At 40.8% G+C, this 24,389-nt stretch carries 16 protein-coding genes and 1 pseudogene; 4 read left to right on the forward strand and 13 right to left on the reverse strand.

The genetic code is table 11. The features are described 5' to 3' along the window. Positions 1-3: 3 nt before the first annotated feature. The 6 genes from ORJ01_RS13240 to ORJ01_RS13265 are packed head-to-tail and all read right to left on the reverse strand — an operon-like array spanning position 4 to position 7,345. A complete protein-coding gene (locus ORJ01_RS13240; protein WP_306178432.1) occupies positions 4-2,769 on the reverse strand; it encodes a methyl-accepting chemotaxis protein in 2,766 nt (921 codons plus the stop codon). Further along, positions 2,766-4,913: a chemotaxis protein CheA gene (locus tag ORJ01_RS13245; protein WP_306178433.1), complete on the reverse strand. Its 2,148-nt coding sequence runs from the start codon at positions 4,911-4,913 to the stop codon at positions 2,766-2,768. The genes ORJ01_RS13240 and ORJ01_RS13245 overlap by 4 nt, the downstream gene beginning before the upstream one ends. Beyond that, positions 4,906-5,199 carry a hypothetical protein gene (locus tag ORJ01_RS13250; RefSeq protein ID WP_306178434.1) on the reverse strand — a complete coding sequence of 98 codons (294 nt, stop codon included), beginning with the start codon at positions 5,197-5,199 and terminating at the stop codon, positions 4,906-4,908. Before ORJ01_RS13250 ends, ORJ01_RS13245 begins: the two co-directional genes overlap by 8 nt. A 10-nt stretch (positions 5,200-5,209) precedes the next feature. Continuing rightward, entirely contained in the window at positions 5,210-5,575 is a 366-nt protein-coding gene (locus ORJ01_RS13255) for a response regulator (protein WP_306178435.1), read from the reverse strand. Positions 5,576-5,583: 8 nt separating this feature from the next. After that, entirely contained in the window at positions 5,584-6,810 is a 1,227-nt protein-coding gene (locus ORJ01_RS13260) for a methyl-accepting chemotaxis protein (RefSeq protein WP_306178436.1), read from the reverse strand. A 1-nt stretch (position 6,811) separates the two neighbouring features. Next, positions 6,812-7,345: a chemotaxis protein CheW gene (locus ORJ01_RS13265; RefSeq protein WP_306178437.1), complete on the reverse strand. Its 534-nt coding sequence runs from the start codon at positions 7,343-7,345 to the stop codon at positions 6,812-6,814. Between the two features lie 356 nt (positions 7,346-7,701). Here ORJ01_RS13265 and ORJ01_RS13270 point away from each other — a divergent pair. Further along, a pseudogene (locus ORJ01_RS13270) lies at positions 7,702-8,169 on the forward strand (IS3 family transposase); the annotation flags it as partial. A gap of 134 nt (positions 8,170-8,303) precedes the next feature. Here the strand turns inward: ORJ01_RS13270 and ORJ01_RS13275 are convergent. The 3 genes from ORJ01_RS13275 to ORJ01_RS13285 are packed head-to-tail and all read right to left on the reverse strand — an operon-like array spanning position 8,304 to position 11,030. Further along, positions 8,304-8,705, reverse strand: coding sequence for a response regulator (locus ORJ01_RS13275; protein ID WP_306178438.1), 402 nt, complete (start codon positions 8,703-8,705; stop codon positions 8,304-8,306). 11 nt (positions 8,706-8,716) lie between these two features. Then, positions 8,717-10,693, reverse strand: coding sequence for an EAL domain-containing protein (locus ORJ01_RS13280; RefSeq protein ID WP_306178439.1), 1,977 nt, complete (start codon positions 10,691-10,693; stop codon positions 8,717-8,719). A 43-nt stretch (positions 10,694-10,736) separates the two neighbouring features. Next, positions 10,737-11,030, reverse strand: a complete 294-nt coding sequence (locus ORJ01_RS13285; protein WP_306178440.1) for a hypothetical protein — start codon at positions 11,028-11,030, stop codon at positions 10,737-10,739. Between the two features lie 722 nt (positions 11,031-11,752). Here ORJ01_RS13285 and ORJ01_RS13290 point away from each other — a divergent pair. The 3 genes from ORJ01_RS13290 (at position 11,753) to ORJ01_RS13300 (ending at position 15,177) form a co-directional block, all read left to right on the forward strand. Further along, positions 11,753-12,946 carry an FIST signal transduction protein gene (locus ORJ01_RS13290; protein WP_306178442.1) on the forward strand — a complete coding sequence of 398 codons (1,194 nt, stop codon included), beginning with the start codon at positions 11,753-11,755 and terminating at the stop codon, positions 12,944-12,946. Then, positions 12,933-14,273: an ATP-binding protein gene (locus ORJ01_RS13295; protein ID WP_306178443.1), complete on the forward strand. Its 1,341-nt coding sequence runs from the start codon at positions 12,933-12,935 to the stop codon at positions 14,271-14,273. The genes ORJ01_RS13290 and ORJ01_RS13295 overlap by 14 nt, the downstream gene beginning before the upstream one ends. A gap of 304 nt (positions 14,274-14,577) precedes the next feature. Next, on the forward strand, positions 14,578-15,177 hold the full coding sequence (locus tag ORJ01_RS13300) for a response regulator (RefSeq protein ID WP_306178444.1): 600 nt from the start codon (positions 14,578-14,580) through the stop codon (positions 15,175-15,177). An 11-nt stretch (positions 15,178-15,188) separates the two neighbouring features. Here ORJ01_RS13300 and ORJ01_RS13305 read toward each other — a convergent pair whose 3' ends face one another. From ORJ01_RS13305 to ORJ01_RS13320, 4 genes are all read right to left on the reverse strand, one after another. After that, positions 15,189-18,977 carry a PAS domain-containing protein gene (locus tag ORJ01_RS13305; protein ID WP_306178445.1) on the reverse strand — a complete coding sequence of 1,263 codons (3,789 nt, stop codon included), beginning with the start codon at positions 18,975-18,977 and terminating at the stop codon, positions 15,189-15,191. A 452-nt stretch (positions 18,978-19,429) separates the two neighbouring features. Continuing rightward, positions 19,430-21,145, reverse strand: a complete 1,716-nt coding sequence (locus ORJ01_RS13310) for a response regulator (protein ID WP_306178447.1) — start codon at positions 21,143-21,145, stop codon at positions 19,430-19,432. A 634-nt stretch (positions 21,146-21,779) separates the two neighbouring features. Beyond that, positions 21,780-22,469, reverse strand: a complete 690-nt coding sequence (locus ORJ01_RS13315) for an NAD-dependent deacylase (protein ID WP_306178448.1) — start codon at positions 22,467-22,469, stop codon at positions 21,780-21,782. A gap of 148 nt (positions 22,470-22,617) precedes the next feature. Further along, complete coding sequence (locus tag ORJ01_RS13320; protein ID WP_306178450.1) at positions 22,618-24,168, reverse strand: M17 family metallopeptidase; 1,551 nt, start codon at positions 24,166-24,168, stop codon at positions 22,618-22,620. Positions 24,169-24,389: the final 221 nt, after the last annotated feature.

A 24,389-nucleotide genomic window follows, 5' to 3' on the forward strand; every position in this document is an offset into this window, starting at 1 on the left:
CCCTTAAAAGGCCCCAAACTGGCTTTTATCTACTTTTTTACCCAGTACGGTTTGCTTGGCTGTTGTGGGTGCAGTGACAGCTTTAACGGATTGTTGTATGGGTTTTGACGTTTGTGCGGAGGCTTTTACATAACTGGTTTGGCTTTGTGTTTCATCATCAATATTGAAGTAACTAACCAGCTGCATTAACGTTTCAGCCTGACCTGACATTTCTTCAGCCGTAGCTGCCAACTCTTCAGACGCAGAAGCACTTTGTTGAGTTGCCTGTGTAACTTGCGCCATGGATTCGTTAATTTGCCCAACCCCTGCCGATTGCTCATCGGATGCCGCAGCTATCTCTTGCACTAAATCAGAAGTTTTTCCAATGGCAGGCACGATCTCATTTAATAATGATCCCGCGCGTTCGGCTTTTTGAACTGAACCACTAGCGAGCGTAGAAATTTCCTGCGCAGCAACTTGTGAACGTTCGGCTAATTTACGCACCTCTGCCGCAACAACAGCAAAACCTTTACCATGCTCGCCCGCCCTAGCCGCTTCAATGGCAGCATTGAGTGCTAGCAAGTTAGTTTGATACGCGATATCGTCAATAATGCCTATTTTAGAGGCTATCTCTTTCATAGCCTGAACGGTATTTTCAACCGCAACGCCTCCCTCACGCGCCTCAGCAGCAGCCTTGGCTGACATCGAATCGGTGACTTTGGCATTTTCGGCATTTTGGGCAATAGAGGCGGTCATTTGTTCAACAGCAGCAGAGGTTTCTTCTACTGACGCGGCTTGCTCGCTGGCACCCTGTGCTAATGATTGGGCGGTTGCAGATACTTCTGACGAAGCTTGAGCTAATGATTCGGAGTTAGACCGAACATCAGATATAACTTGGCGCAGGCTCTCAATAGTTCCATTTACACTGGTTTTGAGTTCACCGTAGGTACCTTGGTAATCTCCTTCAATCATGATATTTAAATTACCGTCTCGTAAACTATTCATGACCTCTGCAGTTTCTTTAATGGGCCGTTCGGTGGCTTCTAATAGCTGATTCATGCTTTCAATTAACACTTCGAAGCTATTACTGTACTGACCGCTATCCGCTCTGCTGCTTAAATTACCTTGCTGAGCATCCGTGACCATTTCAAGAACACTGTTAACAACAAGTTTAACAGTATTGGCTACGGTGGCGGTACTTTGTGCTAATTCGTCTAATAAACCAGCACACTCCACCTTGGGCATAACTTCTAACCGACCCTCAGATACTGCTTTAAGTACACTAGCGTTATCGGACACTGCAGAATCGAGTACAGAAACCGCCTCATTATATTTGATAGCAATTTCCCTCACCACGCCCTCTAACAATTGAGTTTCAATTCGCTGATTAAACAAACCTTGCTGTATAGCAATAAAAGCGTTACCAAATATCTCTAACATTTGCTCATCATATTTAAGCTGAGCGGTAATATCTTTCCATTCCACGATTGTGGCGGTTCTTTGGTTATCTTGATTAAACACCGGTGTAATAATCAGCTCAAGTGTGTATTCGGCAAAACGTAATATGGCTGTATAGGGTTGCTCAAGTGCACTTAACATTTTACGTTGATGTGACGGGTTTTTATGAAAGACATCAATATTTGTTCCAACAACACTTGCGGCGGAGAAAACAGGTATGGTGGTTTGAATTGCACTCTCAATACGCCTTAACGTATTTGCCATTGAGCGATTCACATAAATGATATTGAGATTATCATCTGCTAGCATAATATTGGCGGTACTGGCATCTAAAGCCGTTCGAACTCTGAGATTTTCTTCTGCAATCTTTTGCTCTTTAATAACTGCTGCTTTTTCTTGTTCTACTCTTTGCAGTTGGTCAGTCATATCTTGCCACTCAACAACCGTACCAATACGAATTTGCTGATCAAACACTGGCGTAACCAATAAAGTAAAAGTGCGGCCACCAATTAATAGTTTGGTTTTATGCGGTGCTTGCATGCGATCAAGCATATTACGTTGATGCGCTGGATTTTTGTGAAATACATCTATATTAGTTCCCACAACGGTGTTAGCTGAGAATTTAACTAGATCTTTCCTTATGTCTGCTTCAGCAAACTGCAACATATCCATCAGTGATTTATTCACATAGACAATGTTATAGTCAGCATCAGCAACCATAATGTTGCTCTCAACAGCTTCAAGCGCACTGACGACACGCATATTATCCGTCGCACTTTGTATCAACTCTTTTTGTTGTTGCTCGCGATGAAGCTGCTCGCTCATGTCTTTCCATTCAACTACGGTACCTACACGCAGCTCTCGTTCAAAGACTGGCGTGACTAACAATGTGAACGTTCTGCCACCAATCAGTAACCGCGTGCGATGGGGAGAGGTAAGCTTATCTAACATGCCACGCTGCATAGCAGGTTTTTTGTGGAAAACATCAACATTACTACCAACAACATTGTGGGCTTGAAAGTTGGGTAAATCTTTTTTGATATCGCTTTCTGCTGTTAATAACATGTTTAATAATGAATTATTAGCATAAACAATGTTGTAATCTCTATCCGCGACCATGATATTGGTTTCTACGGCATCTAAAGCGCTATTTTTCAGCATACCTTGACGAACATTTTCAATAAGTGCATTTACCGATGCGGCAAGTTGCGCGTGTTCTCCCGCATAATTTCTTGCAGCTAACGCTTGAAATTGTTTTTGCTGAACAGTTTGCTCTATTGCAGAGGCTAAACTTTTTGTTTGGTTTTTACTTAAAAAATCGATAATGCTCATTTGATCACCTCGTGCTTAGCATTGGCTATAGTGCTTTTAACTGTTTGTGTATTAATTAGCTTTGGAATATCAAGAATTAGCGCGATATCACCAGAACCTAAAATGCTGGATCCGCTTATGCCCTGCATAAACTCGAATAACTTTCCTAAAGGTTTAATAACGGTTTGAAACTCACCAAGCACTTGATCAACGACCAAGCCTGCTTTATGTTGGCCATATCGCACGACGATAATGCTGCGTCTGCCTTGTTTTGCCGTTGATAGTTGAAACATTTGATCTAAAAAAATGAAAGGCAGCATCTCGCCACGCAAATTCATAAAAGCTGTTGCCTGACTTTTCGAAATGTCTTCAGGTAATTCAATGCATTCAGTAACCAGATTAAGTGGGATAACAAATTTGGATTCGGCCACCCTAACCATAAAACCGTCAATAATGGCTAAAGTTAAAGGTAAACGTAATTGAAACGTGGTGCCTTTGCTTGGAACTGAAGCAATGTGCACAGTCCCTCTTAATGCCTCAATATTTTTGCGTACCACATCCATGCCCACACCGCGGCCGGATAAGTTACTCACCTCATCAGCGGTTGAAAAACCTGCAGCAAAAATAAGCTCATCTATTTCATTATCAGACAACTCAGCCGTTTTATTTACAATGCCTTTTTCTATGGCTTTTTTTAGAACTTTTTTGCGGTTAATCCCACGACCATCGTCTTTAATTTCAATAACTATTGAACCTGAGTCATGGTATGCGCTAAGCGATAATAAGCCCTGAGATGTTTTACCCGCAGAAAGACGCTCTTCTGGTGATTCCAAACCATGATCCATAGCATTGCGCACCAAATGCATCAAAGGATCGCTTATCCGCTCGACCATAGACTTATCAAGCTCAGTTTCAGCACCTTCAATTTGCAACCGAATATCTTTACCTAAAGATGCGGCAATATCACGAACAACACGATTGAACCGATTAAAGGTTTCACCAATTTGAACCATCCTTAACTGTAAAGCCGTTCCCTGAATATCATCCACCAATTGTTGAATATGTTCTACAGTCTCACTTAAGGCCGTATTGCCGCTTTGCTGAATTAACGATTGCATTGTTGCTGTGGCAATGAGTAGTTCACCCAACTGATTAACCATTTCATCTAGGCGATAGGCAGGAACTCGCATTAAACGTTGATCTTTCAGTACCGATTTTTTGGGTATTACTTGTGATGTCTCTTCTTCAGCAACTATTGCTAAATTATCATCCTTGGCAGCCTGTGCTGAAGAAGTCATTGATGGCGTATTGAGCGGGATCTCGTTAGCCAAAGGCAAAAGATTAAGGCTTTGCCAATGTGCTTTTAGTGCAATGGCTTCGTCTGTGGGATACTTACTCAAAAAATCGTTGTAGTCTGACAAATCAGCGTTTGGACTGAAAATTTGGACTAAACTATCTGTTTTTATGTATTCAAAGGCTTCAGATAGCAACGTGGAAGAAGCTTGTGAGACATGTAAATCTAAGATTAGCCAGCAGCTTTCGAAATCTTCAATGTGAGTTGTGTTTACTAAATTTGGTAATTTTTTCGTGTCATAAGACCAGTGTTCTAACAGAACATTAGCCTGTTTAGCAATAAAGCGAACTATGGCTATCGGGTCGAAGCCATCACGGAACGTATCGATACCAAATTTAATGTAGATATGTTGGGTTGTATCGACTGACACAGGCGTTTCTGTAACAACAATGTGTTTATTTGTTAGTTCAGATTGATTCAAAAAAGTACTCAGCTCGTCTAGTAAAGCCTGACCAGCCTGAATATCCGGCTGTGAAACCGCTTGTTGCCTCTCAGCAAAATTAAACAAATTGACAATGTGATCATTACAGCGCAGTAACACATTAATCAGAGGAGTATTTAGTGTTAGCGCTTTTGCACGGACACTTTCAAACGCCGTTTCTACTAAATGCGTAAAGGCAACAACCTCGTTCAACCCTACCACACCAGCTGATCCTTTAATCGTATGTGCCGCACGAAACAGCGCATTTACAGTCTCTTCATCTAAGTTATTAGGGTCTTGGTCTATGTGTAATAGTTGCTGCTCTAGAAAATCTGTGAGCTCTCTACCCTCAGTAAGAAAAATGCTGACAAGTTCTTGCATATTAAGCATTATCGTTACCTCGCGCTAAACTAAGCCTTGGCATGAGCCAATGTGCAATATCGGGATTTACAGGTGGTTTTATGCTTAATTTCCTGTCTTGATTAAGAGTGTTAACAGCATTCGACATCGCTATTAATAACTGCAGACCTGCCGCATCAAATTCTGCTAAGGCCTCTAAAGACCAACAATCAATCATTGTCGTTTTTAGCTGCTCTTGCCATATGGCAGCTTGTTGAGCCACCTCATAGATGGTAAGAATTGCTGGCGTTTCTATTACCTGTAAGATGTCAGACATAAGCACCTCGTTACGGCAGCAGTTTTTGTACTACATTTAATAAATTGTCGGGTTGAAAGGGTTTTACCATCCAGGCTTTGGCACCCGCCGCTTTGCCTTGCGACATAAAGCTTTCACCCGATTCAGTTGTTAACATCACAAAGGGGGTAAATTTGTATGCCGGTAGCTCTTTTACTTTTTTTAGTAGTGACAAACCATCTAACTTAGGCATATTTAAATCACTGATAATGAGATGAATTTTTGTACCATCTAATTTATTGAGTGCATCTAAACCATCCTCAGCAGTAATCACATCAAAGCCATTACCTGTAAGTACCATGCGGCTTACTTGCCTGATTGAAGCGGAATCATCTACCACTAATATTGTTTTACTCATTTCTCACCTCAGAAAAAGGTTATTTCGCTTTCAACATGCTTGGTATTTGCTGTATTACCTTGATGACTTTGCCGCTCTTCTTGCATGGTATAAGAGGCATACAGTTGCTGACTGACTTGTTCAATCTGCTCACGCTGTATGGGTTTTTTACTGTCGCTAATTTGCTGCAAGCTTGCTAGCGCGAAGATGGTATGTTCTAACTTTTGACTCACGCGATCTTGAAACTGAAATTGTGTTATAGCTGTAGCTACCTTTTGCTGTACTTCAGAAGAACTTTGCTCAAGGGCAACCACATTTTGGTTAAGGTTTTGGTTAACATCGTTCATTTGCACTAAAACATCAGAAATTTTCTGTTCAGCATCGTGCAAAATTTGCTGATCTTGATGTTGTGAAATCGACAATTTATTGCTGCTTTCAGTCACAGCAGCCATAAGCGCATCCATCCGGTTAATAATTAAGTTAGCAGCGTCTGCAGTGATATCAGACAATTCTCGAACTCGCTCAGCGACTACGGCAAACCCACGGCCTGCTTCCCCTGCTCGTGCAGCTTCAATAGAGGCATTAAGAGAAAGTAAGTTGATTTCTTTTGATATCTTTTGAATAGAAGTTGTTTGTGTCATCAGTTCAGTTGCCGTTTCTGACACATAACTCACGGCTTGTACCAGCTCTGATTTACTGGCAAGCGCGGCATTTAAGGCACTAATAACCTCGGCGAGCTCGAGTTTACTCTTGCGGACAAAGCCCTGCTCTGCATTACCAAACTGTGTAGTAGCTTCACTGGCTAAGTGGATGCTTTGATCTAAAGCCTCGTAAATAAACTGAAAGTCTTGGGTTAATAAGGTAACTGCACTGTTGGCATCCGTTCTAGCTAATTCGAGTTGTTGACACAGGGTGGCCAGTAACTCAGTTAAACCATTTTCTTGCTGCGCTACAACATTTTGTTCCAGAACACTAAGGCTACACTCAAGTTGCGCTATTGTGGTTTTGCCGTGCTGTAACTCTGAAAAAATTTGACGCTCCAGTAACCAAGCAACACATAGCACCGAGGCAATCAACAGACTCCACAAACACCAAATAGCAAATACGACAAACAATAAAGTTAAACCAAGTAGTAAATAAGGTAATGACGGACCATAACGGTTGAGGTGAATAACACTGCTTTGTAAAAAACGTTGCAATAACCACTCTGAACTGGAGTGCTCTGGTGCCATAATTGAAGATTTAAGGCTGCTCATTTTAGTGCTCCTTTGCTGATGCATGCTCAGTTGCTGCCACTAATGTTGCCATTTCCTCCACAGAGAGTACTTTTTCAGGTGCCAGAATCATTAGAAGGCGGTTTGATAAACGCGCCATGGCCTCGATAAAATCTGTTCTTATTTTGCTACCAAATTGTGGAGGTGCGGTTAAATCTGCGCTATTAAGTTCAAGCACTTCATTTACGCCATCCACCACTACGCCAAGTTCTGTAAGCCCTTCAGCGTTGTCTGGTATTTCAACAATAACAATGCAAGTACGCTTACCCTCATCAACACATTTGCCATAAAGGCGGGCGCTAAGGTCGATAACAGGAACTACCGAACCTCTTAAATTGATCACGCCACGCACAAAATTTGGCATTAGTGGAATTTTAGTAATTCCGCCAAATTCGATAATTTCCTTAACAAGAAGAATGCCTAATGCATAGCATTCTCCACCTGTATTGAAGGTTAGATATTGCTTAATGCTTGGAATAGCTGAAATAATTTGCATACCATTGGATTGTTGCTGCATAGCCCCTCCCGTGTTTACCTAAACAATAATTACTTCATTTGCCAAATATGTCAAGAAATCATAAAAATTAAATTTTAATTCTTATTAATTGATAAATTCAGCAATTAATATAATGGCTTTTTTTATCTTAGCTGCAACAGTTAATAGCGTTCATTTCAAATTTTGCTGCCCGCCTGCTGCCATTTTGGGTCAAAGTGCAGCGTGTTTTTTTGGGGAGATGAGCTTAAAATTTGATAGTAATTCGTAAGCGGTGCATCAATCTCAGGCACCGGAGTGGTTGTTGCTCAGAAAGGTTGGATTTGTTGCAGTTGCACTTGGGTGCTCGCTGTGAAGCGTTCTGTCAGCAAACGGCCAAGCCAAGCGCTAAATCGGTGAAACGTGCAGAACGTGATGTCCCGATCAAGGAAGCGTTTGCTGAATCCAAAACACGTAATGGTTTCAGACGTATTCAGGTAAACCTGGCTAAGCATGACAAGAAACCTGATATAAAAACGACTAAGCAGCATGATGTGCTAAGGCTCGCTAGCTAAAACTGCACGCAAATTTAAAGTGACGACTGACAGCAAACACTCGCAGTTATTTATACTAAATTTACTTTACAGTGACCTTAACTAAACAATCTCAAGCCAGAAGTTCGTTGGTGATATCATGTCTTTGATGACCAGTGAAAGCGGGACCTATGTGGCCGTTTTATTGATCTGTATTCGTATGCAGTAATTAACTGGTTTAGGAGCAACCGTATGACAGCAGACTTGATGTGTATTGTGCTAAAGATGGCTCTGTTTCGTTGGAACTGTCCTTCATCAGTGACGGCTCATATGGATATCTTAGTCCAGAAAATTTTGAATTGAATAACAGTGCTTAGTGAACTGTGTACCGTTGTTGGTACAGATCAGGTATAAATTGCGCGATTTTCTAAACAATAACCCGCAAAATAGGCCATCCTTATTTACCAAAGTTAATTAAAGATGGCAGTATCAAAAGGCTTACGTTTGAATTGGATAACCGATTCAAATACCCTGAGGATATCTTGCTCTGAAAATGGTTTACCAACAATATGATGGCTGAATTGAACCGCTTTTTTCAGCATTTCTTCCGAAATATCACCTGTTAGTAATACTCTTACTGCTGTTGGACAAGCTGTTTTTGCTTGAAATAAAACTTGTTCGCCGTTCATTTCTGGCATTTGATAATCACATATAATCAAATCCAGTGGAGCAATATCTTTTGCAACTTTCAGCCATTCAGATGAGTGCTCACAACCAAAAAAATGCCAATCTGGTTTTAGTCGTTTTCCTATTATCAACAATGCTTTTAACATAAAGGCATCATCATCTATAAACAGCACATTAAAATTCATAAGAATTCTCCCTATTTAGGCGCTTCAGCATTTGCGCTTAAAAGAGCAATATAATCAGTTTCATTTAAAGGTTTGCTGAGTAAAAAACCTTGCACCTGATCGCAACCTAGACGTTCGAGAATAGTAAGTTGTTCGGCTGTTTCTACGCCTTCAACTACTACGGTTTGATTGAGATCATGAGCCATACGTATGATATTTTGCAACATAGTTTGTATATTTAAATTTCCATCAAGATCTGTGATCAATGCGCGATCAATTTTTAGTGTATCTACTGGTAATCGTGTTAAATATGCCAACGATGAGTAGCCTGTGCCAAAGTCGTCTATTGCTAAACTCAAACCCGCATTTTTTAACTCTGTTAGTTTTTGGGCATTACTCTCTAAATTTTCCATCACTGCGCTTTCGGTAATCTCTAGCTGTAGTAAATCGGTACTTATTGCGTATTGTTCAATCAACTGTAGTGTTTCTTGCAGAAAATCGGCTTTTACTAACTGCAATGCCGACATATTTACTGCCAAAGGTAAAACTGCTATGTCCTCTTTTTGCCACTTGGCTAGAAATTGGAGGCTACGACTTAGAACCCAATGACCCAGTTCCAAAATTTGGCCATCTTCTTCCGCTATAGGAATAAAAACCGCTGGCGAAACGCTGCCAAAGGCACTACTGTGCCATCTCAATAACACTTCTGCACCTATGATCTTATTTGTCTTAATGTCCCACTTGGGCTGAAATTGTAATGAAAGCTCTTCTTGTTCAACAGCATAGTACAGCGCTTCGCTTAATTGTAGTTTCTGTTTACGGTTAGCCGTAAGGCTTGCACTGTAACGCATAAAGAAGTCAACATTACCTTTGCTGTTTAAACGGTTTGTTAACAGAACATTGTTAAGTATCGCTTTACCTGAACGGCCATCTTCTGGTGCTATAGCATAAGCAACTGTAAAGCCTAATTGTACCATCTTGCCTTTTATCAATTGTCTAGCATCTACTAGGTTGATAAATTCAAGGATTTTCTGGTGTAATTCAGATTCCGAAGACACATTTGGAAATAAAAGAATAAACTGCTCGTTAGCCAGATAGGCTAATCGACCTTGTCGTTCCATACCTTGTAAAAATGCGACTGAAACACGTTCAAAAACCCCTTCTGCTTCATGAATACCGATAATGTCAGCCATAAGATTAAAATCACGAATTTGTAAAGAGACCACCGCAAAAGTGTCTTCGCAGTAAAGAAGATTATCCATCTCTTGAATAAGTTGCGATTGGTTTAACACCATCGGTAAGTTAACGATATTGGTGAAAGTAGACGATAATTCGTCAAGCTGCTGAATTTTTATTAGTTTGATATCATTATCTGATTTTTGAACAACTAATTCGAATTCTTTCCCGAGCTTACTTGCAACTAACATTGATATCTTGGCTTGCAAAAAAGGCATCACCTTGTCAGCGGTTAAATCATTAAACACCTGCTCTAGCAAAGACCCATTTATTTCAGCTGCGGATAATTGCAAAAGTTGTTGGGCCGCGAAATTACATCGCAATACCACACCGTTTAATGCGATCTCTAATAAAGGTTCGGGGCTTGAAATTAAAAACTGAGTACGAATGTGCTCTGATCGTTTTGACTTATATTTTTTAAAAGCAGATTCAACTTCAGTAAGCAACTGTGAATCATCCCAAGGCTTTTGTAAAAAACGAAACACAACACCCGCATTTAATAAATCAATAACCGCATTAAAATCTGCATAACCGCTTAAGATCATACACACCGTATTTGGATAACGTTTATGAATCTGCTTTAGCAAGGTACCGCCATTCATTTCAGGCATTCGATAGTCTGATATCACTACCTTGCATGGCGTTAACGCAAGTAACTGTAGCGCTTGTTCAGCGCTTTCTGCTGTAAAAACATTAAAACCGGCACGGCGTAAAAGTCGCTCTAACGACTTTAGAATATTTATTTCGTCGTCTACTAGCAGAATTTTTTCCATATTAATGGCCTTATATCTTGATAGAAACTCAGCTACAACACTTTTAAACGCTTATTTTCAAGGGGTTTTGCCAGAAATTATCAGCGGCACTCATCATAGCTGTTACAAATTCGATGTCAGATAATCCTGATATTACTAACACTTTAAATGCCGCTAGGTCAGGCGTATGTCGAATATAACTCAATACCACAAATTTATTTAAACCCGAGATATCAAGATCAAAAGTCATTAAAACAAGCTTTAGATGCATTAACTTGAGCCTAAACTGGAAAACATTATTAACCAGCGTAGTATCCTGCTCCTTGCTGTTGAGGGCACGATTTATGGCCGCATGCAAAAGTTATCCATCGTCAATCACGAGTAATGTGCTCACTGAAAATTGTGTTTGAAAAGCGAAGGCCACTGTTTGAGCTTTTTTGCTTTTGCAAAAAAGCGAGAAAACTTTCAAATTGTACCCGTAAATGCCCTCTTCCAAATAGTTCATGGTCTTTTAATTAATCATTATCGATACAACAACTCGCTTTCTGTGACGAATATCATAATAGGCGGCAATTTCACCGAGTTTAAAAGCTTTCATCAAGCAATTATCAGATTACTATTTGATCTTTTGCTTCTTATAGCATATAAATACACCAAAAGACATATGAGACAAATGAGAATTTTGAGAGTGTTACATTACGCTAGTACAAAATAGCCCAGCTTTATGGTGTGTTGATGACGAAACAAGTATCTTTAAATATCTTGCTCGGTTTTTTTCTGGGCAAATTATCAACCTGCAGTTAGCAAACAGCGGGCAAGAGGTATGGGTCACTCCTAGTCTACAACCATTTGTTCTTTTTATTATTGATGTGCTCATGCCTGAAATGACTTTAGGTAATACTTTTAGCCCAAGCAGTGTTAATTCGGCAAGACATTTACCGTATCATAATGACCGGTTGTCTTGATCTTTGCTCGACTATCAATTCAATTAATGTTGAAAAATTAATTAGCATGAGCAACACCCTGTTTTGATAATATTAAATCGCTTTCTAAAACAGCCCTAGAAGAGGAAGAGTAGCAATGCAAATCCGGACCTTAAGAATTGTTGGTGACCAAATATCGACGCTTGGCGCTTGGCAGTTTGATGATTTATCAAATCCAGCAGAATTAGCAATTGCTTTTGGGAATATTGAGGGTATAAAACAATTAGGTCTGCGAGCGGATCTTAAGCAACTTGCCAAAAATTGGCTTGCAGGTTCTTCTTGTTTAGGATGTGCCGATCAAGCAGGGTTAAATAATAGTAGTGCGCCAAGTGTCACAGTATTATTAATAGATGATCCAACAGGTCACTATGGTGTTGGCTCAGCTGAACTAACGGGCAATATCGCGGATAAAGCAAGCAACGCGTTACAAATGGCTATGGATATCGCAGGCAAAAGCCATGAACTACCAAATCTAATTTGGTGTTTACAAGCGCCAGGTACAGAAGAAGCAGTAATACAGGGCATAGAAAATTTAGTTGGTGACCAAGTTCCGATATTTGGCGGTAGTACAGCAGATAATGATGTTAGTGGACAGTGGTTACAGTTTGATGGTAATACGCTCTCTGCTAACACCCTTTTATTAGCTGTATTCTACCCTTCCACCCCAATCAGCAATTTCTTTAGTAGTGGTTACTTTTTAACTGAATGCCATGGTGTTGCCACTGCTGTAACTGAAAGGCGCCTTTATAGTATTGACAATCAACCTGCCGCTAAAATTTATAACCAATGGTTGCAACAAACAAACAACAGCGTATTGAATCCCGGAAATATTTTAATGGAGAGCACACTCTTTCCTTTAGGTCGTGAAGTAAAGCAGGAAAGTCACTTACCTTTTTATTTATTATCTCATCCAGCAGTGTTGCATGAAGACGGCAGCCTATCGCTATTTTCCGAGATACAAGTTGGTGAACAACTTTGGTTAATGCAAGGTGACAAAACGGATTTAATTGCTAGAGCCGGCGAGGTGGTTAGAACAGCAAAACAAAACTTAAAGTTTCATTATAATTGCGATGCAGCTGGCGCAATCATCGTCTATTGTGCAGGCTGCATGCTGGCGGTGAAAGACAACATTGATGAAGTACAACAGGCTATTCAAGCAGAACTTGGTGATATCCCTTTTATTGTGACTTTTACTTTTGGCGAACAAGGTTGTTTTGTTGACGGCTCAAACAGACATGGTAATTTAATGATCTCGGCTGTTTTAATTGGAGCACACCATGCTAACGAATGAGCAGTTACATGAGAAGCTCATGCAACTTAGTTTTGAGAAAAAACAACTTGAGCGATTTAAGTTTTTAAATGACCTGATATTAAATGGCTTGAATGCCATTTTAAGCTCTGATAATCATGAACAAATATTTCAGAAATTATTCTCGGTAATCCATGAGGTGATTAGTTGCCAGGATATTGTTTTATTGTTGGTGAATGACAAACCGCAGCAGCTAGAACTGGTTCGCAGTACCAATGAAAACTTGCCCTGTGAGCCTAAACCTTTGGATAAGTTAGTACATCTAACAGAGCATACTCTGAATTGTTTTAATGTGAAAAACTTGCCATGGTGGACAGATATTTTTGCTGATACCTTTGACACAATTAATTCGGCTTTAAGTCACCCTTTTAAAACATCTCAATCGCATTATATATTACTTTTATTAAGTGAAAAGCGTGGTGCTTTTAGTCCACAGATCCAAGAGTTGCTTAGCTCATTTACCAGCTTTGTTGCCAACACCCTCACTCAGGTAGAGACGCGCAAACTGATATCTGAACGGGATAAATTATTACTGCGCCAACATCGTATTGAGCAAAGCTTATTACAACAAGAAAAAATGGCGTCTTTAGGCCAATTAGCTGCTGGTGTGGCGCATGAGCTTAATAATCCGCTAGGCTTTATTTACAGTAATTTAAATACCTTAAAAGTGTATTTAGCTGACTTTGAAAAGGTGATTAGAGCGCACCCTTCGGCAGAGCAAAACCAACAGAAAATTGATGTAGATTTTTTATTAGATGACGGCAAAGATTTAATTGAGGAGTCTTTAGAAGGAGCACGTCGTGCAAGGGATATTATCAATAATCTGAGAAGTTATTCTCATCCCGATGACAAAACCTCAAGCAAGATGGCATTAAATCAATTATTGGACAGCGCAGTAAAAATTGCTAAAACGCAGATAAAGCACAATTCGGTAATTGAACTTAAATTATGCGCTCAGAATCCAATGGTCATTGTCAATGCGAACCAACTTAATCAGGTTATTTTGAATCTGATTGTTAATGCCAATCAAGCCGTAGCTGAGGGTAAAGGTATTATCTCCATCCAATCAGGCTTTGTTGAAGATAATTGCTATTTTGAAATTATTGACAATGGTTGTGGTATATCCATAGAGGCACAATCGAAAATATTCGAACCCTTTTTTACCACTAAAGATATTGGTCAAGGTACAGGTTTAGGCTTATCTTTGTCCAAGGCAATTATCGATCAGCATAAAGGGCAAATTGAACTGCGCCATTCTAGTCAAACAGGTTCTACATTTAGAGTGACCTTACCTGCTGTGCTAGTGTAATTAAACAAAATAAGTTGCTCTGCCTCATTTAAGACTTCGCGATCGGCTTCGTAAATCTCACTCACTGCTTGGGCTAAATATCTGATACTGCCCTAGGTTGTAGCAATCAAGTACTTGTTTTGATTATTAGGCGTTATCTGAATCTGCACTAAACTGTGTGCAGGCCATTCAAACCAATAGACGCTATAGCGAATTATTTGCAACACTAATAACATAAGTTAAGGAATAAATTATCAATTTAGATGATTTTGTTTTTTTTGTCAGTTATTATTAATTGTATTGTTTATTGATTGAGAGAGTCAGCTTGAACACTTCTACTAAAAAAAATCAATATTGCAGCACTACACAGGCCGCAAAATTATTAGGTATATCGGTTGGGACTGTTCAACAGCTTGTTGAAAACGGTACATTACAAGCTTGGAAAACGGCAGGTGGGCATAGACGTATTTTATTAACGTCTGTCGAAACACTACTCTACACAAAAGACACTGAAACACAAGTTAATACTATACCTAATCAAAAGCCGTTATCGCTCTATATTGTTGAAGATGATCCTTTGTTGCTTAAGAGCTATCAAAAACTCATTGAAAAAACACAATTACCTGTAATATGCGAGCCCTTTGACAATGGCTTAGATGCCATGCTTAAAATTGGCTCAAATTTTCCGGACGTGCTTTTTCTGGACTTAGAAGTACCTTTTATAGATGGCTTTGAAATGTTAAAGCGGCTACAGAAAATATCCGTGAATAAATCTAAACATATATTAGTTATTACTGGTTTAACTGATAGTGAAATCCTTGTAAGTAATGCACAGCAACATAATATTACTTTATTAAAAAAACCTGTTAACCCTGCTTTTATAGAGGGGTACTTACAAGCCATTTGTATGGAGAGACGCCGTTAGAAACGGCGTTATTATTTTAGATAATTGTTCAATTGCTCCATGACAACAGCGGCAGTTGCAATTAAAGTATAGTAGATGTCGTTAACCTGCTCTTTATGGTTAAGATTATTCGAGGCGACAGCCTTGCTGGCCTGTTCAAAGTTAGCAAAAGCGTCGCCTAATTCTGTTGCGCCAACAAAACGACTTGATGATTTCAGTTTATGTGCCTCAGCAGAAGCAGTAGCAAAATCTTTTACTATCATAGCTTGTTCAAGCTTCGCTATGGCGTTATCAAGAGAGCAGGCGTAATCTTGCAAAATTTCTGTTACCGACTCTTCACCAACCGTTTCTGCCAATACGCTAATATCAAAATCTATCGTGTTGGTGTTGAGTACATGGGGCTCAGTAGTTTGAGTTTGTAGCTTAGAAACCATACTATTTTTTTCACTTTTTGAATTTAACCAAGTATCTAAAGTGGCTTTTAATTGATCTGAGGGCAAAGGTTTAACTAAGTAGTCATCCATGCCCTCGTCTTTACAACGCAACAACTCTTCGGGGACGATATTTGCTGTCAAGGCAATAACCGGAATTCTGGTGCGCCCCTGCTCTAACTCTTGCTGACGAAATTTTTTAACAAATTGATAACCATCCATATTCGGCATGTGTAAGTCACTTAAAATGAGATCAAATTGTTGTTTTTCTAAACAACGCAAACCTGTGAGACCATCTTCTGCCACAACCACGTTATAACCTAATCGCTGTAATTGTTGTTTAATAACCTTTTGGTTGGTTGAGTTGTCTTCAAGTACAAGTATGCGAGAGTGTTGTTGGGTAAAAACCGGTTGATGAATTTGTTCGACGTCTTGCGCTAAGTCAGCATCATGAAAAGCAGCGTGAACAGCTTGTATTAACTGACTACGTTGTAATACATTAACATCAACTTTGACCGAATCAGGGCCAGTGCGCCGAGTTTTTCTTCTGCGCCCTCGGTCGAGAACAACAAAACGACTGTTTTCTTCACAATACTGCTTTATTTTGTCGATTAGTACTAAAGAATCACCTTGACTGTATACACTGTCAAATAGCCAAACTACTCGATGCTCTAACTTAGTTAACCAATCTACCGTCAGTTTAGTAATTGGCATCCAACTTATTGTTGCACCTGCAGCGGTTAGATAGCTAGCATAATCAACAAGCTGCTGTTGCTTGCTCTCACCTAAAATGACTACTTCTATCGCGTTTAAGAGTTTTGTTCGTGACAAATCTTTATTACTACACATTTCTACAGGTAAGCTGACTTTAAAAGTACTCCCTATACTAGGCGTGGATTCAGCAGTGATGATTCCCTGCATTAGTTGCACTAATTGATGAGTGATAGCTAATCCCAAGCCAGTTCCGCCATATTTTCGGCTGGTAGAATCGTCAGCTTGAGTAAAGGGCTGGAAGAGTTTTTCAACAACATCAGACGCCATGCCAATACCATTATCGGTAATACTAAAATCAATTAACGCTTGATCTTGTTGTTTATCTGCTAACGTCACGGCGAGTCTAACTTGGCCAGTTCGATCGAGCTTGCTGGAAAATTTAATCGCATTGCTTAATAAATTAACCAGTATCTGCCGCACACGATTGGGATCAAACATAATTTGGGTGTCTATGGCAGGATCAACATAACAGGTCAGTTCAACGTTACTTTTTAATGCCAAGTAATCGAGCATATTGCATATTTGCTCTATCACCGGTTCGAGCATTAAAGGCTCTTTAGCAATGTTTAATTTACCTGCTTCAAGTTTAGAAAAATCGAGAATATCATCAATGATTGTCAGTAACGAATACGCAGATTCGCGCATCAAGCTGATACTTTCGGTCTGTTTTGCGTCAGTATTATTTTCTGCCAGAATATCTAACATACCAATTACACCATTCATCGGTGTTCGAATTTCATGACTCATGTTGGCCAAAAAACTGGATTTAGTAGCAACAGCGAGTTCGGCTTGAGCTTTTGCGGCTTCGAGAGCGAGCTGCATCTCCGTTTCTTCTGTGACATCCTGAATATAACCATGCCAAATGATAGCGCCATCATCTTGTATTTCTGGACTGGATTGTCCTGCAAGCCAACGATACTTCGCACCTTTTGCAGAAATTCTAAATCGCAGACTCCACTGTTGTAATGTAGCAGCAGAATGCTGTAAAGATTCATAAAAAACTTTAAGGTCTTCAGGATGTACCTTTGAGTAAACCAAAGCGCCTTCTGTCGCAAGTTGATCAGCAGTAAAGCCGAGTAATTTTTCGACGGCAGGACCCACATAGGGAAATGAACTGCTTTGATCGGGTTTTAGCTTAAATTGATACACCATACCCGGCACGTGCTCTGCCAAATGACTTAATTGATTTTGTAATAATTTCTCTCGCGTAATATCGATATTAATACCATAAAGTTTAGAGAACTTAGTGCTTTGGTCTGAATCAACCATAATACGTCCACGTGCTTGGATCCATACCCAATATCCTTTTTTATGGCGGATCCTAAACTGGCTCTCGTAAAAATCTTTAATGCCCTCTAAATGCAAACGAACACTTTCGCGTGAAGCGAGTAAATCATCTTGATGCATATTATTACGCATCCACGACAACGTTACTTGGGGCAACTCGTTTGGTTGATAACCTAACATCTCCAACCACCTTGGATTGACTTCGAGTAACTCCGTTTCCAAATCTAATGTCCAGGTCCCAATCTCAGAGGCTTCTACAATATTTTTCAGTTGTTGTTTAACCTGTTGTTGTTGGCGTTTAATTCGGGTGGCATAAACAAGTTGACCAATAGTAGTAAGAAACGGACGTAAAAATTCAACGTCTTCTTCATGATAGCCACCAACTTTATTTGCCAATCCTATCATCGCAATAAGCTGATTATCGAAAAAAATAGGAAGCCCAAGATAGCAATTCAGTGGCGGATGTCCTTTGGGTATACCGCAAGAATGAGGATTTGTTGTTGGATCATTGGTAATCATCACTTGTTTTGTGCGTAGCGTATAACCAAATATTGACTGTAAATTTCTAAATTCCAGCCCTACAGGGGCATGTTCATCATAAAATCTTTGGCTTGCTTCATCCCAAGCGATGTTGGTTAGCGCAAAAGTTTTAAGGTAAGGTGCACCCTGCTCATCGTAGAGCACCTCTCCAACAAAACCGTATCCGCTATCGGTGATCTGTAAGATATCGTTTAATACACGAGCAAAAGCTGCTTTTCTATCATCTTCGAGAATAAAGTCGGATTGCACGCGCGCAATACTTTCACTAACCATCTGAACTTTATTGATTTTATGGATTTGCTCACTAATTAAGTCTGAAGCGAATTCTTCTGCAAGAATATCAGCAAGATCGACCAATTGTGCCTTGGCTTCATCAGAAAAAACTCTTGGCTGATGATCAATAAGATACAGGATACCCAAGGTATGTTGTCCCTGAACACAAATCGGCACGCCAGCATAACAATGCATACTCATCTCATGCATATCAGAAGATACTTTAACGGGCCTAGTAATATTTTGGGGCTCTGTAAGAACGAAAACCGCTTTTTCATTAAGCGTTGCAGCACATAACCTTGCAATTTGCGCTTTAGAAAAGGCAGATTGGCCAAGTTCAGCAAAGCGGTAAAAAATCTCGTCATGCACAAGGGAAAGCGATATGAAAGGAGTATTAAATAGCGCTTGCGCTAAACGAAGAATACGTAAATAGCGAGGAATATTCTGCTCTCGGTTTGCCAGTAGCTTTGCAATCAGAACAGAATGTTTATGTGTAATTAGCTCAAATTCGGCCATTATTTCGGCTCCTTTAGCTTTGTCAACAGCACATTATCGCTCACAATTCAAACTTGACACTGACGGGAAAACGAAAAGAACCTAACGTAATATCGAGTGACGTTGCTTTTAGCTGAAGATCCGCGCTGATAACAATTACAATAGTTTTGATATAATGCTCTCTCGGTGTTTTCAATACTTGATAGCTATCTATATCAGGCATTTACAAAACAAAAAAGCACATCTGTTCTATCAACATCACGGCCGTTAAAGCCTCATTACCATTGGTTGCTTCACGGAACATTGCAGCGTAATGTTCCGGAAAAACTCGCCCACGCTATCAATTTAAGGGATAAGGCAGAATCATCTGAGAAGGTAACAAGTCACGGCATTCACCCTCGACCCCTCTGACCCTTTTGTCTTATATGTCCCATAATGGCTTTGAAATCTTACCCTGTCAAGTTGTAGATTTATTATTCAGCGCTTTTGGCCAACCAATACTGTAAAGCCGATGATAAAGTGGCAAGTGATATAGGTTTAGCTAAATGTGCATCGACCCCTGCAGCTTTTGCCTCAGCCTTATCGTTATCTAATACGGCAGCAGACAGTGCGATAACAGGTAGTTTAGGAAATGCGGTCTTTAACGCGCGAGTCGCAGCAAAGCCATCCATGACAGGCATTTGTAAATCCATTAGAACTAGATCAAAATGCTGCTTTTTAGCTTTAGTTACTGCTTGTAAGCCATCTTCAGCTAAAGTAACTTGCACACCTAACTTAGCAAGCATTTTGCTGATTACCAGTCGATTGGTGCTATTATCTTCCGCTACCAAAATGTGTTTCATGTACATCTCGGTTTGTGATTCTATTTGTTCAGTTTTAACATCCGGTTCAGTTTGCTCTAAAACAGTTACACCGGCTACTACCAGTTCAAAGCTAAAATTACTGCCAGCACCCAACTGAGACAAAATATCAAGCTCGCTATGCATTTGCTCTAACAATTTACTCGTGATGGCTAAACCCAATCCGGTGCCACCATAGCGTCGGGTAATGGAGGTATCGGCTTGAGTAAAAGCATGACAAAGTGTGGCTAGATGAGATTGATGTATACCGATCCCTGTATCTTTAACCTGAAACCTTAATACATGGGCGTTCTGACGTTGCCCGAAGTAGCCAATAGTTAGTTTTACACTGCCTTTTTCTGTAAATTTAACAGCATTACTCAACAGATTAGTAAGAATTTGCGTTAAACGGAGCGGATCTAAATATAATGTTTCTGGCAGCAAAGGATCCAATTCAATGTTAAAAGCTAAGCCTTTGTCTTCTGCTACATGAGAAAATAAATTGTATAATTGCTGACTAATAATACCTAAGTTGGCTGGTTTAGGCTGTAAACGCAGCTTACCGGCTTCTACCTTGGAAAAGTCGAGTATGTCATTGATCAGATTTAATAATAATTCTGATGATTGGGTAATTTTTTCTAAATAGCTGCTTTGGGTCTCGTTAAGCTCACTAAAAGCCAACAAATCGGCAAACCCCATAATGGCATTAAGAGGGGTTCTTAATTCATGACTCATATTAGCAACAAAATCACTTTTCACCCGGGTAGCTTGCTCTGCCTTTTCTTTGGCCGCAGATAACAGTGCAATAGAGCGAACTCTAGCCTTAATATTGACCAGCATCTGTGCAAAAACGGCTAATAAGGTACGCTCTTGCTCACTGTAGTGATGATAGGCATTAACCGAATCGAACCCAACAAAACCTAACAACTCGCCTTCATTTAACATTGGCAACGTAATAATGCTCTTAATTCCCTGCGGAAATAATATGGCTTTAATAGGTTCGTCATCGGCTAAACCTGGTACATCTGCGATATACATTTCTTGACCATTCTTATGGGCAGCTACCCATTGAGGAATTGCATCGATCGGTGTTTGTTGTAAGTGGGCAATTTCTGGTGTAATACCTTTGGAACACCATTCGTAGGTGTTCGAGCAAGTATTATTTTCAAAGTCATAATCAAAAATATACACTCGATCAGCATTTACAAATTGCCCCATTTCAGCCAGGGTGAGATTAATGGTGCTATGAGCTTCTGTGAGCGGTACGTTGATATATCGAAGTGCGATTTTTAACAATAACTCATATAAGCCATCAGGCTTATCTACAGTGTTTATCGCTGATGTCACCATTTAAAACTCCGAAACTGTCTTATCTGTCTTTAAGGATAAGACTTTAGAATAGCTTGTCAATATTTTAGTACATTAACTCCCACTAAATTACTTAGATACGTATTGAGTAAAACTTCGATGTTCTTCCTCACTTTTAATCAATCAGCCAATAGATAGAGCTCACCCATTTTACGATGCAAAAAAACACATATGCTAACGAACTAAGCAAATCATTTTGCTACATACTCAGCAAAATGCCTTCTTGATCTAAACGAAAGGCTAGATAGTTAAAGGCTCGATTTTACTGTAACGGCTCGCAAACAAATTGCGTCAGTCTTAACACGGGCTGTTGTTGCTTTGGCAAAATGGCTTAGTAAAAAACAAATAGTATCAGTGCCTTAATCATAGGATTTTCGTCTGGTAAAAGCATTGAAAATTAAAAGATAGCATTTTGATACGGCACAAAAACTCACCGATTGAAGAAAATTATTCACATAACACAAGATAGAGAGCTTTGCCTTTGTGCGAATGCATTCTTGCTGGTGTTCAAAAGAAAAACATGGTCAGAGCTAGCACGACTTTTATAAGCCGGCTGCTTATCACTAAACCGCTGGCTGAAATGAACCGACACTGCCACAATTTATGATTAACTGTGTCAACAGCCCCATGCCGCCACTAACGCGGGCACCTGAGTTGCTGCCTTACCTTGAATAAATTGATAGCCCGTTTCAATATCAGCAATATCCAGGTTAATCAGCACTTTTTCAGCATCCTCTCTGGCATAAAACAACAATGAGGCTGCCGGGTACACTTGCAATGAGGTACCTACCACCAAAATTTTATCGGCACTGGCCACTTCTGTCATAGCCGATGCCATAGCGGTAACTTCTTCACCAAACCAAACAATGTTAGGTCTAAGCGGTGAGCCATCAGCGGCGAGATCACCTAGGTTAAGCGCCTGGCTGCCAATCTCTTGTATTAGTTGTGGATCGCGGCTACTGCGGGCTTCTGATAATTTGCCATGTAAGTGCAGTACCTGGCTTGAACCAGCCCGCTCGTGCAAATCATCCACATTTTGTGTGATCACCACCACTTGATAAGCCTGTTCCAATTTAGCAATAGCCAAATGCGCGGCATTTGGCTCTGCCTGTGCCGCTTGCCTGCGCCTGGCATTGTAAAAGTGGTGTACCAATTCAGGATTGCGTGCAAAGGCTTGCGGCGTTGCCAGATCTTCCAGCGAGTATTGCTGCCACAACCCTTCGGGATCACGAAAGGTTGCCAGGCCACTTTCGGCGCTGATGCCCGCGCCGCTGATCACCACAATTTTTTGTTGATTGTTTTGCACTTGTCCTTTACCCCTAGCCAGTCATAGTTTAAACACAATGTAAAGTATCACCTCGACAAGATAAGTCGCGCCGCTATTTAAAAATTAAAAAAGGCCAGAGTTTTCCCTAGCCCTTGCAATACTTCACACTGTGCTATTGGCAAGCATGTTAGTTGCTCTGTTGCTGATACAACTTAACCCACTCTGTTAATAAACGAACACCATAGCCATTACTGCCTTCTGGATGAATGCCTTTCGCGCTGCTATTAAAGGCATCGCCAGCCATATCAACGTGTGCCCATGGCGTATCAGCGGCAAAGTGTTGTAGGAAGATGGCACCCGCTTGCGCACCGGGTGAGCCGGTATTGATCCTATCGGCAATACGGCTTTTAATAATGCCGTCATAACCGTCAAGAGGTAATGGCCATACACGCTCTTGCACTTTTTCGCCTGCCTCGCGTAGCGTTTGTTCAAGGGTCGCGTTTTCGGTAAACACGGCCGAATAAACCGTGCCTAAAGCGCCCACTTTGGCCCCGGTTAAGGTAGCCACATCAACAATTGCCCGCGCCTTTAAATGCTCACGCGCATACCAGATGCCATCGGCTAAAATTAAACGGCCCTCAGCATCGGTGCTACCAATTTCAATGGTACTGCCATCACCGGCGGTAACCACATCACCCGGCAGCTGCGCATCACGCGAAATAATGTTAGTAGACAGTGGTGCTACCGCCACCACATTCACCGCCGCTTTTTGCCCTGCTAACGCTTGTACTGCGCCAACAACAGCGGCCGCACCGGCTTTATCGGTATGCATACGAATAATAGAAGAGGATGAGGTTTTTAAGTTATAACCGCCAGAGTCGAAGGTATTGCCTTTACCCACTAAGGCAACGGGTTGCCCGTCGGCGCCTTGCCAATGCGCAATTAATAAATGTGATTTTTTATCGCTACCTTGGCTGACACCATACAGCGAACCCATGCCTAACGCCTTGATTTGCTCTGGCCCTAAGATAGTCACCTTAACACCCAGTGGCTCTAATACCTGTTTGGCATAATTAGCAAAGGCTTCAGGATAACCGCTACTACCCGGTAAATTGGTCAGTTCCCGCGCGGTAAATACGCCTTGTGCTAGCGCATGCAGTTGCTGGTATTGTGCTTGGCTGGCTTTAACATCAGTGACTTGCAAAGTATATTGTTGCACAGGCCGTGCATCCGGTTTCGATTTGAAGCGATCAAAGCGGTAATTACGCAGCTCCATACCATGGGCTAAAGCAGTACTGATGTGGGTATTCAGGGCGGTATCGCTGATCAACTGGCTATTGACTTGCACCCGTTTAGCCGAGGTGCTGTTAACATGCACTCCTAGCGTCGCACCCAACTCTTCGGCTTTTGCCCGACTTAACTCTGCGGGGTTACCCACACCGAGTAACACTACTCGGCCAACATCTAAGCCAACGGGTGCAACGACTTCCAGTTTACTGCCACTTTTACCGGTAAACTCGGCCACTTGCATGGCGCGGTTGATGTGCGCGCGAGTGGCACTGCTCCACTTAGTTATCGCCAGATCAGTGGTATTTTCAGGCACCAAAAGCACTAAGATGTCAGCCTGCTGCTGGCTTTGACTGAATTGCACCTGCGTATTTAAAAAGGGCTGTGGTGTGACTGCCGCGGCACTAAAACTAAAGAGCGCGACTGCGCAGTAAAGTAGAGACTTTTTCATATGGCTCCTAAAATTTTCAATAAACATGTTACCAACGTCAGTACTGGCTTAACGGGGTTATGAATATTTAATTATCATACCCGTCATGGCTTGCGTACTTTTTAGCGATAAAACTGAGTATTTAACCGATAGTTAACGGTGAAATCGCTTTTGTCGCACCTGGCTATTTCGATGAATTAGCTCATGAAAACCGCTGTTTGTTGTCATGCTTAATAACAATG

This window comes from Alishewanella sp. SMS8, assembly GCF_030737935.1.
In the GTDB taxonomy this organism is placed as follows: Bacteria; Pseudomonadota; Gammaproteobacteria; order Enterobacterales; family Alteromonadaceae; genus Alishewanella; species Alishewanella maricola.